General features: G+C 65.1%; 15 protein-coding genes. 10 read left to right on the top strand and 5 right to left on the bottom strand.

The features are described from left to right. Positions 1-66 precede the first annotated feature (66 nt). From RP6297_RS17920 to RP6297_RS17910, 3 genes are all read left to right on the top strand, one after another. Positions 67-801 carry a response regulator transcription factor gene (locus RP6297_RS17920; RefSeq protein WP_009240098.1) on the top strand — a complete coding sequence of 245 codons (735 nt, stop codon included), beginning with the start codon at positions 67-69 and terminating at the stop codon, positions 799-801. Between the two features lie 3 nt (positions 802-804). Further along, the gene (locus RP6297_RS17915; RefSeq protein WP_009240097.1) at positions 805-2,121 is read left to right on the top strand and encodes a sensor histidine kinase; all 1,317 of its coding nucleotides are present in this window, start codon (positions 805-807) and stop codon (positions 2,119-2,121) included. A gap of 147 nt (positions 2,122-2,268) precedes the next feature. Next, positions 2,269-3,750: a DegQ family serine endoprotease gene (locus tag RP6297_RS17910; protein WP_009240096.1), complete on the top strand. Its 1,482-nt coding sequence runs from the start codon at positions 2,269-2,271 to the stop codon at positions 3,748-3,750. A gap of 125 nt (positions 3,751-3,875) precedes the next feature. Here RP6297_RS17910 and RP6297_RS17905 read toward each other — a convergent pair whose 3' ends face one another. Continuing rightward, the gene (locus RP6297_RS17905; protein WP_370452725.1) at positions 3,876-4,454 is read right to left on the bottom strand and encodes a chorismate mutase; all 579 of its coding nucleotides are present in this window, start codon (positions 4,452-4,454) and stop codon (positions 3,876-3,878) included. 208 nt (positions 4,455-4,662) lie between these two features. Between RP6297_RS17905 and RP6297_RS17900 the strand changes: the two genes are divergently transcribed. From RP6297_RS17900 to RP6297_RS17890, 3 genes are all read left to right on the top strand, one after another. Next, positions 4,663-5,013, top strand: coding sequence for a hypothetical protein (locus RP6297_RS17900; RefSeq protein WP_004632707.1), 351 nt, complete (start codon positions 4,663-4,665; stop codon positions 5,011-5,013). 73 nt (positions 5,014-5,086) lie between these two features. Continuing rightward, the gene (locus tag RP6297_RS17895) at positions 5,087-5,413 is read left to right on the top strand and encodes a hypothetical protein (RefSeq protein ID WP_171924774.1); all 327 of its coding nucleotides are present in this window, start codon (positions 5,087-5,089) and stop codon (positions 5,411-5,413) included. Positions 5,414-5,517: 104 nt separating this feature from the next. After that, on the top strand, positions 5,518-6,690 hold the full coding sequence (locus RP6297_RS17890; RefSeq protein ID WP_009240093.1) for a GGDEF domain-containing protein: 1,173 nt from the start codon (positions 5,518-5,520) through the stop codon (positions 6,688-6,690). Positions 6,691-6,820: 130 nt separating this feature from the next. On the opposite strand, the gene RP6297_RS17885 is transcribed toward RP6297_RS17890, so the two are convergent. After that, positions 6,821-7,204, bottom strand: coding sequence for a VOC family protein (locus RP6297_RS17885; protein WP_009240092.1), 384 nt, complete (start codon positions 7,202-7,204; stop codon positions 6,821-6,823). A 150-nt stretch (positions 7,205-7,354) separates the two neighbouring features. Here RP6297_RS17885 and RP6297_RS17880 point away from each other — a divergent pair, with 150 nt between their 5' ends. Genes RP6297_RS17880 through RP6297_RS17865 form a run of 4 tightly spaced genes read left to right on the top strand, consistent with a single transcriptional unit; the run spans position 7,355 to position 8,784 of the window. After that, entirely contained in the window at positions 7,355-7,660 is a 306-nt protein-coding gene (locus RP6297_RS17880; protein WP_009277061.1) for a DUF2164 domain-containing protein, read from the top strand. 44 nt (positions 7,661-7,704) lie between these two features. Next, a complete protein-coding gene (locus RP6297_RS17875; protein ID WP_009240090.1) occupies positions 7,705-8,076 on the top strand; it encodes a 2OG-Fe(II) oxygenase family protein in 372 nt (123 codons plus the stop codon). Between the two features lie 19 nt (positions 8,077-8,095). Continuing rightward, the gene (locus RP6297_RS17870; protein ID WP_009240089.1) at positions 8,096-8,644 is read left to right on the top strand and encodes a Crp/Fnr family transcriptional regulator; all 549 of its coding nucleotides are present in this window, start codon (positions 8,096-8,098) and stop codon (positions 8,642-8,644) included. Then, positions 8,548-8,784, top strand: coding sequence for a helix-turn-helix domain-containing protein (locus RP6297_RS17865; protein ID WP_223293314.1), 237 nt, complete (start codon positions 8,548-8,550; stop codon positions 8,782-8,784). Before RP6297_RS17870 ends, RP6297_RS17865 begins: the two co-directional genes overlap by 97 nt. Here the strand turns inward: RP6297_RS17865 and RP6297_RS17860 are convergent. From RP6297_RS17860 to RP6297_RS17850, 3 genes are all read right to left on the bottom strand, one after another. Then, positions 8,781-9,794 (bottom strand): 2-dehydropantoate 2-reductase, encoded by a 1,014-nt coding sequence (locus RP6297_RS17860; RefSeq protein ID WP_009240087.1) that lies wholly within the window; start codon positions 9,792-9,794, stop codon positions 8,781-8,783. The genes RP6297_RS17865 and RP6297_RS17860 overlap by 4 nt on opposite strands. Before the next feature lie 27 nt (positions 9,795-9,821). After that, positions 9,822-11,489, bottom strand: a complete 1,668-nt coding sequence (locus tag RP6297_RS17855; protein ID WP_223293313.1) for an alkaline phosphatase D family protein — start codon at positions 11,487-11,489, stop codon at positions 9,822-9,824. Positions 11,490-11,682: 193 nt separating this feature from the next. After that, positions 11,683-13,101 carry a discoidin domain-containing protein gene (locus RP6297_RS17850; protein WP_009240085.1) on the bottom strand — a complete coding sequence of 473 codons (1,419 nt, stop codon included), beginning with the start codon at positions 13,099-13,101 and terminating at the stop codon, positions 11,683-11,685. Positions 13,102-13,489: the final 388 nt, after the last annotated feature.

The following is a 13,489-nucleotide window of genomic DNA, read 5'->3' as shown; positions in this document are numbered from 1 at the left end:
CAAAGTGTGAGCCGCCCGCGCGGCAGTTCTACAATGAGCCTTCCCCGGCTTATTTCTGATGCGTCCATGCGCGTACTGCTCGTAGAAGACGACGACATGATCGGCGACAGCGTGCGCAAGGGTTTGCGCCACGACGGTTTCGCCATCGATTGGGTGCGTGACGGCGAGGCAGCCGTGCACGCGGTCACGGCGCCTGGCGCTGCCAGTGCAGAATCAGGCAGCACCCTGTTCGACCTCATGCTGCTCGACCTCGGCTTGCCCAAGCGCGACGGGCTCGACGTGGTGCGCGAAGTGCGTCAGCGCGGCATCGCCATTCCCATCTTGATCCTGACCGCGCGCGATGCGGTGGCCGACCGCGTGGCCGGTCTCAACGCTGGCGCAGACGACTACCTCGTCAAGCCATTTGACCTGCAAGAGCTGGCGGCGCGCATGCACGCGTTGCTGCGCAGACAGGGCGGCCGTGCCGATCCGCTCATGCGCCACGGCGAAGTGCTGCTCAACCCCGTCACCCGCGAGGTGCTGCGCGCAGGGGTGCCGGTCAAGCTGTCGGGCCGTGAGTTTGCGGTGCTGCATGCGTTGCTCGCGCGGCCGGGCAAGGTGTGGTCGATCGCCCAGTTGCAGGACAACCTCTACGGCTGGGATGAGGAGGTCGGCAGCAACACGGTCGAGGTGTACATCCACGCGCTGCGCAAAAAGCTCGGCAGCCATTTCATTCAGAACATCCGCGGTGTGGGGTATGTGATTCCGCGTGAGGCGTCGACGTCGCCTGCGGAACCTGCCGACGGCGACGCGCACCAATAACCCATGCAATCGATCCGTAAAACCCTGCTGTGGTGGCTGGCCGGCGGCCTGCTGGCGGGCATCGTCATCGCCACCGGCCTGATCTACGCACAGGCGCGCCAGGAAGCCAACGCGCTGTTCGACTACCAGATGCAGCAGGTGGCCGCCGCGCTGCCGAGCCAGTGGATCGACCCGCCGCCGCCGGCGCTTGCCGGCATTGCGCGTGACGATGATGTCGTGATCCGCATCTGGGACGGCACCGGCCGCAGCCTGTATCTCTCGCACGCGCGCCCAAATCTGCCGGACCAGGCCGAGCTGGGCTTTTCCGACGCAAATACGCCGGAGGGGCCCTGGCGCATCTACAGCGTCGCCTTCGGGCCTGCCGTGGTGCAGATCGCCCAGCCGTACAGCGCGCGGCACGAAGTGGCGGCGCGCATGGCGTTGCGCACAGTGGCGCCGCTGCTGATCCTCTTGCCCCTGCTAGGCTGGATCGTCTGGCTGGCGGTCGGGCGCGGGCTGGCGCCGCTGGGCTCCGTGGCGAGGCAGGTGCAGGCGCGCGATGCGGCTGCGCTGTCGCCGCTGCCCACGCACGATTTGCCGGACGAGATCCGCCCGCTGACGAATGCATTGAACGATCTGCTGGCGCGACTCGGCACCGCACTGGCACACCAGCGCGCGTTCGTCGCCGATGCGGCACACGCGCTGCGCACGCCGCTGGCAGCGCTCAAGCTGCAGTTGCAGGTGGCCGACCGTGCCGAGAACGAAGATGAACGCCGCGCCGCGCATGCCGATCTGCATCGCGGTGTGGAGCGCATGATTCGCCTCGTTGGTCAGTTGCTGACGCTGGCGCGGCAGGAACCGGGCGCTGCCGATACGCAGCGCGCAACGGTTGCGCTCGACGCCGTGGCGGCTGACGTGGTTGCCGAACTGTCACCGGCGGCGGTGCAAAAGCGCATTGACCTGGGGATCGCGGTGGAGTCGCAGCCGGCATCCGTGATGGGTAATGCCGATGCGCTGCGCGTGCTGCTAGTGAACCTTGTCGACAACGCATTGAAATACTGTCCGGCCGGCGCGCGCGTCGATGTGTCGACGGCACATACGCCAGACGGTGGCGCGCAGCTCGTGGTCGAAGACAACGGCCCTGGCATCCCGGCGGAGGAGCGTGAACGCGTGCTCGATCGCTTCTATCGCCCGGCGCAGGCGCCCACCGGCGGCAGCGGCCTGGGGCTCGCCATCGTTCGCGAAATCGCGCAGGCGCATGACGCCACCCTGGCTCTGGAACCTCGCGAAGGCGGCGGTTTGCGCGTGGTGCTGCGCTTTCCATTCAAGGCTAGCACGTAGAAACATTTCGTTTCATGTGATGCGCGTGTGCGCCGCCCACCTTTAAGTCTCGTTTAAGTCTGCCCGCCTACGATGCCTTCAACCGATGGGCACGGCAGGCGACTCCGCAAGCCGTGACCCTCGCGCTCAGCAAGAGAGGACACGACAATGACGCGTCAAACCCTGGCACGCACTGCGGCCGGCCTGGCGGCTGTGGTCGCCGTTGCAGGCGGCTATGCCTATCTGCAGAAAGACATGATTTCGCGCGCGGTGGCGGCACCCGTGGCCACCGCAACGTCAACGACCGCGCCCGCAGCCGGGGCGGCTCCGGTGGCTGTAGCCGCGCCCATGGACTTCTCCGGCATCGTCGACCGTTACGGCCCGGCCGTGGTTAACATCAGCACCACCGCGCATGCCCAGCGCACCAGCATGCAGGGCCTGCCGCCCGGCATGAGCCCGGATGATCCGTTCTCCGAATTCTTCAAGCGGTTCATGCCGCAGATGCCGCAGCAGCGCGGCGACCAGATCGTGCGCGGTCTGGGCTCGGGTTTCATCGTCTCGTCAGATGGGCTGATCCTCACCAACGCCCACGTGGTCGATGGCGCGCAGGAGGTCAACGTCAAGCTGACCGACCGCCGCGAGTTCAAGGCCAAGGTGCTGGGCGTCGATAAGCAATCCGACGTGGCAGTGCTGCGCATCTCGGCCAAGAACCTGCCGGTGGTGCAGATCGGCAGCCCCGCCAACACCAAGGTGGGCGAGCCCGTGCTGGCGATCGGCTCGCCATACGGTTTCGAGAACACCGTCACGGCGGGCATCGTGAGCGCCAAGTCGCGCTCGCTGCCGGACGACACCTATGTGCCCTTCATCCAGACCGATGTGGCCGTGAACCCCGGCAACTCGGGCGGCCCGCTGTTCAACCAGCGCGGCGAGGTGATCGGCATCAATTCGCAGATCTACAGCCAGACCGGCGGCTACCAGGGCCTGTCGTTTGCGGTGCCGATCGACGTGGCGATGAAGGTGGAGCAGCAGCTTGTGTCCACCGGCAAGGTCACGCGTGGCCGCCTCGGCATTGCGGTGCAGGAGGTCGACCAGTCGCTTGCCGATTCCTTCAAGCTGCCCAAGCCGGAAGGCGCATTGGTGAACTCGGTGGAAGACGGCGGCCCCGCAGCCAAGGCCGGCCTGCAACCTGGCGACGTGATCCTGCAGATTGGCGATGCGCGTATCGACCGGTCGGGCGATCTGCCCGAGCAGGTGGCCGACATCAAGCCGGGCTCGACCGTGCCGCTGCAGATCATCCGCCAGGGCAAGCCGACCACACTGACTGTGACCGTTGGCGCAGCGAAGGAAGCGAAGGTAGCGTCCAATGAAAAGGCGGCGCCGGACCAAGGCCGCCTGGGCCTGGCGGTGCGGCCGCTGCAACCGGAAGAGAAACGCCAGAACGGCCTGCCCGGCGGCCTGGTGGTGATGGACGTGACCGGCCCGTCGGCCAAGGTCGGCATCCAACCGGGTGACGTGATCCTGTCGCTCAATGGCACGCCGGTGTCATCGGTGCAGGAGCTGCGCACGCTGGTGGATCGCGCCGGCAAGCATGTCGCCCTGCTGGTGCAGCGTGACGATACGAAGATTTTTGTGCCTGTGGATTTGGGCTGACGCAAACCCCGGCGCTGCGGCGCTGGGGCCATCACCGCTGCTCGCATAGCCGGTCTCGGAGGCCGGCTTTTTTGTTCCGCTTTGCGGCGCGTCCGACCGATGTGGCCGCCGGGTTCTTCAGAGGATCAGCGGGTGGAGCAGAGCCGTGCCGTTGCACGGTCCAGTGCAATGCGATGCAGGGAATCGAGCGATTTCTCCTGCGCCACACGGCCGGTTTCGTTCGCCACCTGCACGGGGCAGTCCGCCTGGCCGCGTGCCGTGGCAGCCTCGCGCAATGCTTGCAGGATGGATTTCTGCAGTTCGTCCAGCTTGGGGCGAATCACCTCCGGCAGGCTCTGCCGCTGCGCGGTGGGCGCGGCTCCAGTCCGGCGCCAGTCGTTCAGCAGGGCGTACTGCACTTCCTTGTTCGCCTCGATCTGGTCTGTGAAGACGTCGCTCACGTCCGCCGCCGTCAGGCCGTAGGCGGTCGCCTGCGACGAGGCGTTGGCGATGACCTTGGCTTCGCGCGCGGGGTCGTAGACCGGCTGGCCGCTGTCCCATTTGCTCAGTGCGACCTGATCCGCGGTAACGAGGCGATCGGCCAGATGGCAGAGCAATGGCGCGAAGGCGCTTTCCTGCGCGTGAGCCGGGGCGACGCAGCTTGCCGCCAACAACAGGGCGCAAGCAATTCGGGGTGTCATCAACGTGTTAAAGGTGTTCTTCATGCTCGGTACCGGCAGATTGCCGCGTGTCATGAGGTTGGGAGCGGCCATCATACCGAAGCGAGAAGTGTCCGGCGTGCGCAGCGTTGTTCCGATGCGCGCCGCTAGGCCATTTGCACGTGCTGTCCGCCATAAACCCAGGTATCATGCGGGCTGCGCGCCGTTTTTGTCTGCAAAGCCTGCGGCGGCGCGGCTAGCTGAGCATACGACGATGGATTTCTACCCCGATCTGGAAGGTTTGCCGCTGTTTGCCAAACCCGCTTTCGGCTGGGAGGAACCGGCGTCGGCATCGTCCGCCGAAAACTTCCCGACCAAACCCCGCCGCCTGCGCCGATGGCGCGGCCCAATCACGCATTGGGAACGCGGCTACCGCTCCCATTACTACCGTGACAAGCGCGGCAAAAAGCTCGGTGAAATCCACCTGAGCCCACGCGGTCAGGCACCGCTGCTTTACCGCTGGCTGGCCGGCACGCTCTCGGGCATCGAGGGGTCGCTCACGCACGCGCGCATGCGGGTGGAGGAGGCAATCGGGTTTGGGATGCGGCAGATGGCGCTGTTCTGAGCGGGCGGCCCGGCGTGTTGCTGGGCACGGCCGATGCGTCAACCTTGGGTTCACCACGACGAGGAGAACCCCCATTCCGACCATCGTCCGCATCTTCACAGACCATGCTGCTGCGGAAGCAGCTCGCCAAGCCGTGTTGAACACCGGCCTTACCCGAGAGCACGTCGCGCTGTCGCACCAGGGTGACGAGGCAGGTGCCTTGTGCGGCAACTTCCTGTGCGGCGACTACGAGCCCGGCGGCGAAAGCGCCGGGACCTACGAGCGCAAATTCCAGAACGTCGTGATCGGGGGGCGCTTTGTGCTGACCTTTGACGCCGAGCCTGCCCAGGTGGACGCCGCCGAAGCCGCGTTGCAACCCGCCGGCGGATATGCCGTAGACGACCTCGGACCTCAGCGTTGAGTTTGGCCGCGGTAGCGGCTGCGGTGTGCCCCACCACCCGGTGATGTTCGCAACGCGCGGCTTTTCGTAGAATCCCCGCCACAAAAGACCTTGCGGGAGTGCTCATGCTGGATCCAGGCGTCGCCATTGCCACGTCGGCGCTGATGAGCTTCGTGCTGCTGGGGTTGCTCGGTTCGTTGCTGCGCGCCGGCAAGGCAGGCATCGCCGAATGGTTTGGCGCCAATTTGGCCGTGGTGGTGGCACTGCCGTTGATCCTGCTGCGCGGGAAGATTCCCGATGCCCTGTCGGTTGTCGTGGCCAATGTCCTGTTGGCCTTGGGTGGGGCTGCGTACTACGCGGGCTGTGCGCGTTTTCTTGGCCGTCGGCCGCAGTGGCCCATCCTGCTGGCAGGTGTGACGGCGGTGGGGGTCGCGGTCATCTACTGGCGCTACGCTGTCGACAGCATCCCCATGCGGGTGTTTTCGACCACGCTGTTTTCAGGCGCCTTCTGTACGGCACTGGTGTGGATGCTGTTGCGCCATTCGCCCGCCGGTCGATCGACGTATCCGTATCGTGTCACGGCCATCATTGCCTTCGTGTTCGGCGTTTGTCAGCTCATACGCGGCGTCTACTTCCTGACGCTGCACGCGGCGTCCAATCCGAGCATGTTTGCCACCGCCGGCAGCGTGCTGTTGCTCGTGGTGGCAGCGGCCATCATGCCCATCCTGTCGATGTCGGCCATGCTGATGGTGCATGACGCCCTGCTGGCAGACGCGCGTGATGCGGCCAACCGCGATTTCCTGACCGGTGCGCTGTCGCGCCAGGGCTTCGAGGCGCTGGCGCGCCGCCATGTTGGCCGTGTGCTGCGGCACGCGAGGCCGCTGGCATTGCTGATTCTCGATCTGGATCATTTCAAGCGCATCAACGACACCCTCGGCCATGCTGCCGGCGATGCTGTGTTACGGGCGTTCGTGCAGATGGCGCAAGCACAGTTGCGGCCCACCGACGTACTCGGGCGCATTGGCGGCGAAGAGTTTGCGCTGCTGCTGCCCGACACGGACAGCGGCAATGCCATGCACCTTGCAGATCGATTGCGCAAGGCCGCTGCCGCGCACGTTGTCATGGCCGGTGCGCAGTCGTGCCGCTACAGCCTCAGCGGTGGCGTGGCCGTGTGGCAGCCCGGCGAATCGTTCGATCGGTTGAGCGCACGCGCAGACCGCGCGCTGTACGACGCCAAGCATCAGGGACGCGATCGCATCTGCGCGGCCGATGTGGTCAACGTGGCTGCGGTGGCGTAGCGTCGCGCGCAAGGCAACGGCAATCCGCGCGGCTGCTGTCGCGGTGCCGTACAAGATCGTGCCGATGCCTTACGAAGTCCGGCGGATGTGTGCCTTGGTCGCACTGCCCGAGAGGCGCAAGGTATGCGAGCTACGATCCCAGGTCATACGGTCGCGTCATGATCTCCAGAAAATGCCCATCCGGATCGTCGAAGTACAGGCCGCGCCCGCCGTTGTGTTCGTAGGTTTCACCCAGACGCTTCTTCGCGGGGTCTGCCCAGTACGCCAGTCCCTTCGCCTGGATGCGCGCGAACGCCTGCTCGAATTCGGCATCGCTGACGAGAAAGGCGTAGTGCTGCATCGCGATGGGCGCCTCGCTGTCAAAAAAGTCGAGCGATACGCCGTTCGATAGCGGCACGACCAGCATCTGCCCGAACGGGATCGGCTCGGGCAGGTCGAGGATGTCGCGCAGAAAGCGCGTGGACTTCTGCTTGTCGCGGCACCAGACGATGGTGTGGTTCAGTTCGATACGCATGCGGGTTCCCCGGCGTGGCGTGCGATGCAATCGTGCTGATGACACGATAGGCGACGGATGCCCGCATGCGCAACCGCGCCGCGCATCAGCAAGTTCCTTGCCCGCAGAGCCCGATATGGCGCCATTTCAGCCGCTCCGGCACGCTGGCGTTTGCGCAAAGCCTGTCGATTTGACAACGCTGTCGGCGTCTCTTTTTCTGCACTGGCTTTCCGCGACGTCCGCGAAGAAGCCGTCCAATCCATCCACCGCTACTTCACCGAGCAGTTGGACGAGCGCATCGGCAACATCCAGGCCGGTGCGCTGCTCAGTTTCTTTCTGGAAGAGATTGGCCCGGTGGTCTACAACCCTGCCGTGCGGGAGGCCCAGGAACGCCTGCAGACGCGCGTGGCCGAGCTGGACTACGAGTGCCACCAGGAGCCGTTCCAGTACTGGAAGAAATTCGACAAGCGCCGATAGTTCCCGGCTAAGATGCCCGGATTCCATCGGGCTGCTTCGCTTCCATGTCTTCCGTGCGCGCATTCTTCGGCACCGCCTTTCGCTGGCAGCGCGGCCGCCAGGGCACGGGCTACGACAAGATGCTGCTGGCCACCGCGTTATGGCCCATCCCGTTCGACAGCTACCTGATCCGCTATCCGGACGGCTCGGAAATTCCACCGCATACCGACCCCGTCACCAATGGCCGGCACTACCGGCTGAACATCGTGCTGAAGTCGCCACGCGCGGGCGGCGAGTTTGTCTGCGCGAAGCCGATCTTCCAGACTCGACGCATCAAGCTGTTCCGCCCCGACGCGTGCGAGCACAGCGTGACGCGCGTGGTGGGCGGCAGTCGATATGTGTTGTCGGTGGGTTGGGTGTTAGGCCGTCGAGGCTAAGTGCGGAAACTGAATCGTGATGAACGCATTTGCCGCCAACCCCTGGTTCCGGAGCCTCCCTCCGCACGTTGCCGAGGCGCTGCTCGAAGCCACGGTGCCCGTGCAAATCGCCGCCGGCGCATTTCTCTTTCGTCAGGGCGATCCCCTGGACGCCAGTTCGCACGCGTTCTTTGGCGTGGCCAGCGGCGCGCTCAAGCTCTCCATCTTCAATGCAGACGGAGATGAAGCCATCCTCACGTTGGTGGAGCCAGGCAACTGGTTTGGCGGGGTCTCGACCCTCGATCAACAACCGCGCGGCCATTGCGCCATTGCACTGGAAGATTCGGAAGTGCTGGCGGTGAGCGTGGCGCGCTTTGAAGCATTGATGCGTGATGCCGCGTTTGCCGGGGCGATTGCCGGCTGGTGGCAGCGCGCTTGCGGCTGGCGTATGGCTCGCTGGCGAGTGCGGCACTGCACGGTACGCGGGCGCGTGTGGCGCGGCGCATTGCTTCACTCGCGCACGGCGATGTGTCGCAATCGGCAGAGGGGCGCGCGAGCATTTCGACCTCGCAAGACGCCTTGGCGATGATGCTGGGCATCAGCCGGCAGACGCTGAGCAAGGAGCTGCAGGCACTGGTCAAGCTCGGTGCGATCCGCCTGCGCTATGGCCACATCGAGATTCAGGACATGGCGTTGTTGCTGGATGCCAGCGAAGCAGGCGCCGACTAACCCGCTGCACGCAAGGCCGCCAACAGATCGTTGCCGGACCAGCTCGGGCGCGTGCCAGCAGATTCGGCGGCATGCACCATCGCACACAGGTGCGCATTCACGGGGGCGCGTTGCCCCAGGCGCTCGGCCAGGCGCACCACTTCGCCGTTGATCCAGTCCACTTCGGTCGTGCGCCCGGCGGCCAGATCGTCGGACATGGACGAACGTGCGAGCGGGTCCATGGCGAGCATCTTGCCGCCCAGTCGCGCAAACACCGCATCGGGTGTGGCAAGCAGGCGTGGAATCCAGGCGGGCGGTATGGGCGTCAGCTTGGCAGGCTGGATGCCCGCACTCGACAGCAGCCGGAGTGCCTCCGTTTGCGCCAGCGCGAGGCAGCGACGGTATGCACGCTGCGACAGCTCTTCCTTCAGCGGCCGGTTGGCCAGTGCATTGATGGCGTTGTTCAGGTTGAGCAGCAGCTTGGCCCATTGCACGGCTGCCATGTCGGTGCGTTCCGTGAGCGGCAGACCGGCGCGGAGGAAGTCATCGAGAAACGGTTGCAGCGCGGGGGATGCCGCCACTTCCAATTCACCGGCCGTGCCCTGATGAAAGGCGCCTGGGCCAGGCTGCATCACGTTGAAGGGCACCATACCGGCGAGCACGATCTGCTGCGGCAGCGCGGCGCGCAGGAGGTCTGCATTGCGCAGACCGTTCTGGAAGCTGATGACGATGGCACCCGCGCGCAGCACGGGCTTCAGTTCATCGGCAACGGCTTGCGTGGCAGCGGACTTCACGGTCACCAGCACGAGATCGGCATCGGCGGCGTCGCCGGGCTCGGCCATGTAGCGCACCTCAGCCGGCGCCACGTGCCAGCGGCCGTTGCGGTAGTCCGTCAAGGTGAGGCCGTGTGCGCTCAGTTCGTTGCCGATGCGTGCGCGGCCCACGAGCGAGACATCGGCGCCGGCCGCCAGCAGACGGCCACCCAGGTAACAGCCGATCGAGCCGGCCCCCACGATGCAGATCTTCGCCATGCGTCTCCTTGTTGTTGCGCTGACTTGTCACGCCAGCCGCGGCACCTCGTACACCAGCGCCGGCTGTAGCGTATCGATGGCTTCCACCGGCTCGGGCGGGCGCCACATGAACAGCGAGAAGGTCATTTTCTCGGGCGTCACGTCGATGATGGTAAAGCCGTTTTTCTCCGTCGGGCGTAGCGCCTCCTGCATGGCGACGGACAGTGCCGGCGTGGTCTCGATGCTGCGGAATGCTGAAGGGAAAGCGAGGTCGCCAGTGCCCAGAGTGCCCGTCATGACCGCATGCACCGGTTGCGCGAGCGCCAGATCACCCGAACGCGACATCGACCCGGCCGCCGATGCATGGAAGTCGCCTTGCACGATGACGGCCGCGCGCTGTTTCTGCTGGGCAAGAGCCGCCACCAGGCGCTGGTGCTGGGCGTGCCAACCGCTTTGCCAGCCAGCCTTGGGTTCGTTGGCGACGAGGCGGCCGGTCTTTCTGTCGAGCAAATCCGGATACCAGTCGCCCAGCTTGCCGGACGAATACGCAAACGGCAGCGAGGGCACATGGAAGAAGTGCGCGGTGTCTTCAGTGCGTGTGCGCGCCACGAGCCAGTCTTCCACCCATTGCGGCACGACGCGTGCGTGGATGCCCTTGTTGTCGAGAAAGCGCCGGCAGTCGTACAGCACGGCCTCAAGCAATGCGCCGTAACGCAGCGTGCCGAAAGCGCTGTTGGTGTCGGTGGGCATGCCGGCCTTGTCACCGCCGGGCAACCAGACGGGGCGGTTGGCGTCGGGCAGGAACTCGGGGTAGTAGCGGCGCTGCGTCAGCTCTGCGCCGACCAGCCCGTAAGGCTCCGGCGGCAGGGTGGCGACCTTGTCGTCGAACTCGTCGTTTTCGAACGTGTCGTGATCGTCGGTCAGGAAATACGCGGGCGCGGAGCGCAGCGTGGTGCCGTACAGCCCGCTGATCTGGTAATCGCACACGCGCGTGAAGATGGCTTCGTTCTTCGGGTGCGACATCGGCACCGATGTATCGATCGCACCGCCAAACTTGGCCCACATCAGTTCGCGCACCTGGCGTGCGAAGGGCTTGTTCTGCGAGGTCTGCAGATCCCAGTAGATGTGGTCGCCGTTGGCGATGACGGTATCTGGTGCAAACGACATGCCGCGTGCCAGCAGGCGCCGGCGCGCGGTCATGTCGAGCCACGCGGTCTTGCCGGCCAAGGGTGGGCCGTCATAACCGCCGGCACAGGTGTAGGCCAGGATGCGCAGTCGCGCGGGCGTGGCATCCGGTGACGGAAAGGTGCGCAGCGGCCACGCGTCGGCCAGCGGCTTGCCGGCCGCATCGACAATGCGCAGCGTGTATTGCGTGGCGGGCTGCAGACCACGCACGTCGAAGCGCCAGAAGCGGCCGGCGGCATCCGTCTGCTCCCCAGCGACGCGCCTGCCGTTGACCATCAACCAAGGTGCCCGCGCAAGCGGCGCCTGAAACGATGCCTTGATGAGAAAGCGGTCGTGGCTGGCTGCCGGGATCAAGTGCGCGAGCTGGCCGGCGTGCCAACTGGCGTCATTCGCGTGCGCAGCGGCATGCGCACCTTCCGGCAGGCTCAAGCCCAGCGCGCCAAGGCTGGCCGCGGTGCCAAACGTCAGGAAATCGCGCCGGCTCATGCCGTGCGGGGTGCTGTTCGGTGGTGTGCGGGAGGGCATCGTCATCCTCTGGCGTGGTGCGGAGACGCCATCGTGCCGAGCCGGGCCCAGGCTGAATGTTCAGCTTTTGACAATTTAGGGGTAGGCCCCAATGCTGGCTGCTGATCGACCCCCTGACCCATGACAAACGCCCCGATGGCCGAAGCCACCGGGGCGTTGTCACGTCAGGCGATGCGGATGCTGATGCGGATACCGCGGCTTAGTAGCCCCACACCTGCATTTCGTCCAGCGAGTAACCCCATTGCGTGGCGCGCTGCGTACCGTACATGCGCACATAGCGACCGCTGCCCTTGAGGTTGGTGAGTGACGTATGGCCCCACGAGGCGCCGCTCGACGTCGAGTAGATGCTCGTCCAGCTCACGCCGTCGTTCGAGGTCTGGATCGAATACACCTTGGCGCCTGCGTCCCAGTACAGATCGACGCCGGTGATGGTGCGGGTCGCGCCCAGATCGACCATCAGCCATTGCGCGCCGGCCACGCCTTCCACGGAATCCCAGCGCGTGCTGGTGGTGTTGCCGTCGAACGCGTAGGCCGGGCCGAGGCTGGCGCTGTAGCTGGACGATGCGCTGGCCGGCTTGCCCTGGGAGAGCAGCGTGATGGCTTTTGCGGCGGCCGTCGGCGTGCCTGCGTAGTAGTTCGAGCCGAGCTTGGCCTTGGTCGTGTCCGAGTTCACGCCAAACTGCGACAGGCTCCAGCGCTGGCCGGTGCTCGCGTCGCCCAGGTAGAGCTGGTAGCCGCCGGCGCTCGTCGACGAAAAGAACACGTAGTTCGTGTTGTTCACGGGCGATGGGTCGGAGTTGTTGCTGTTGCAGTCGTTGAGCGCGAGCTGGTTGGGCGTGTCGCTCGGGTTGACCTTGGTGTAGATCTGGTCGGCCTGGCTGGTGGCGTCGTGCCAGCGGGCGTAGAACACCGTGCCGTCGGCGCGTACGATCGGGTAGTACGTCGCCAGGCCGGCGGGCGTGTCGAACGCCACCTTGGCGGTGCTGCCCACGGTCTGCTTGTAGAGGCCCATGCCCGAACCGGTGCCCGTGGTGTAGAAGACGGCGGTGCCGTCCGGCGTTGCAAACGGCATCGAGTTTTCCAGCGTCGGTGCCGTGCGCGTCAGGTTCACGGTGGAAGTGAAGACCGGACCCGAGCTGGTGTACGACAGCGCGGCCTGCATAACGTCGCCGTTTTGCTTGAAGAACAGCGATTTACCGTCGGTGCTGAACTTCGGGTCTTCATTGCGCGTCTGGCCGGTGCTGTTGGTCAGGTTGATTGGCATGCTGGTCGAGCCGACTTGCCAGAAGAACACGTTCCACGCGTTGTTGGTGATGCCCATGAAGGCGATCCACTTGCCGTCAGGGCTGAACACGGCATTCATCGGGTCCTGGATGCCCCAGGCCGCCTTCGACACCTGTTGCAGCGTGCGGGCCGAAAAGTCGTAGATGAAGATCTGGCTGGTGCCGTCGCCGTAGCTGACGTAGCTGTGATACGCGAGCTTGCCGGTCAGGCTGGCGGGGAAGGTCGAGTTGGATTGCGTGGGCGGATTGGCAACGCAGTTGGCCTGGGCGCCGGCAGAGAACAGGCCGAGAGCGGCGCTGGCGACAAGACCAAGTGAAATCAGAGTGGAGCGCATGAAACGGAACTTCCTAAACAAGTGGGTTAGTGGAGCGGGGCAACCGCCGCATTAAGTCCGCGTCACTTTTCCGATTTTGGCAAAGCTCCGCCAATTCCGGAAAATCCGGATTTGAAAAAGCGCCACAAACCGGGGAAGTGACGAGGATGAAGACGCGCCAAAAACCCTGTTGCTTCGTACCGTCGTGTTTTTGTCGGGGTCTCGACTACATCGAGAGGGTGAGTCGCGGGGCAGACTGTAAGGGTTTCGCTGACAGAGCGAAACCCCAATAAGAAAGCCGTTCTTGCCTTAATTCTCTGCTGTGGGAGCAAATCGCCACACGGGCGTGTAAATCTGACACGTCAATTTTCCCGAACGTTGATTAACCTGCACGTACGACGTCGAGATT

This window comes from Ralstonia pickettii (assembly GCF_016466415.2).
Lineage (GTDB): Bacteria > Pseudomonadota > Gammaproteobacteria > Burkholderiales > Burkholderiaceae > Ralstonia > Ralstonia pickettii.
The sequence above is the reverse complement of the archived record's forward strand: the minus strand, read 5'-3'. Positions and strand labels throughout refer to the sequence as shown.

Bases quoted from the DNA above. Each gene is read 5' to 3' on its own strand.
- RP6297_RS17885 (WP_009240092.1), bottom strand. From the start codon at position 7,204: ATGCGTATCGAACTGAACCACACCATCGTCTGGTGCCGCGACAAGCAG.
- RP6297_RS17860 (WP_009240087.1), bottom strand. From the start codon at position 9,794: ATGGCGAAGATCTGCATCGTGGGGGCCGGCTCGATCGGCTGTTACCTG.
- RP6297_RS17915 (WP_009240097.1), top strand. From the start codon at position 805: ATGCAATCGATCCGTAAAACCCTGCTGTGGTGGCTGGCCGGCGGCCTG.
- RP6297_RS17920 (WP_009240098.1), top strand. From the start codon at position 67: ATGCGCGTACTGCTCGTAGAAGACGACGACATGATCGGCGACAGCGTG.
- RP6297_RS17875 (WP_009240090.1), top strand. From the start codon at position 7,705: ATGTCTTCCGTGCGCGCATTCTTCGGCACCGCCTTTCGCTGGCAGCGC.
- RP6297_RS17855 (WP_223293313.1), bottom strand. From the start codon at position 11,489: ATGACGATGCCCTCCCGCACACCACCGAACAGCACCCCGCACGGCATG.
- RP6297_RS17910 (WP_009240096.1), top strand. From the start codon at position 2,269: ATGACGCGTCAAACCCTGGCACGCACTGCGGCCGGCCTGGCGGCTGTG.
- RP6297_RS17900 (WP_004632707.1), top strand. From the start codon at position 4,663: ATGGATTTCTACCCCGATCTGGAAGGTTTGCCGCTGTTTGCCAAACCC.
- RP6297_RS17905 (WP_370452725.1), bottom strand. From the start codon at position 4,454: ATGAAGAACACCTTTAACACGTTGATGACACCCCGAATTGCTTGCGCC.
- RP6297_RS17890 (WP_009240093.1), top strand. From the start codon at position 5,518: ATGCTGGATCCAGGCGTCGCCATTGCCACGTCGGCGCTGATGAGCTTC.
- RP6297_RS17870 (WP_009240089.1), top strand. From the start codon at position 8,096: ATGAACGCATTTGCCGCCAACCCCTGGTTCCGGAGCCTCCCTCCGCAC.
- RP6297_RS17850 (WP_009240085.1), bottom strand. From the start codon at position 13,101: ATGCGCTCCACTCTGATTTCACTTGGTCTTGTCGCCAGCGCCGCTCTC.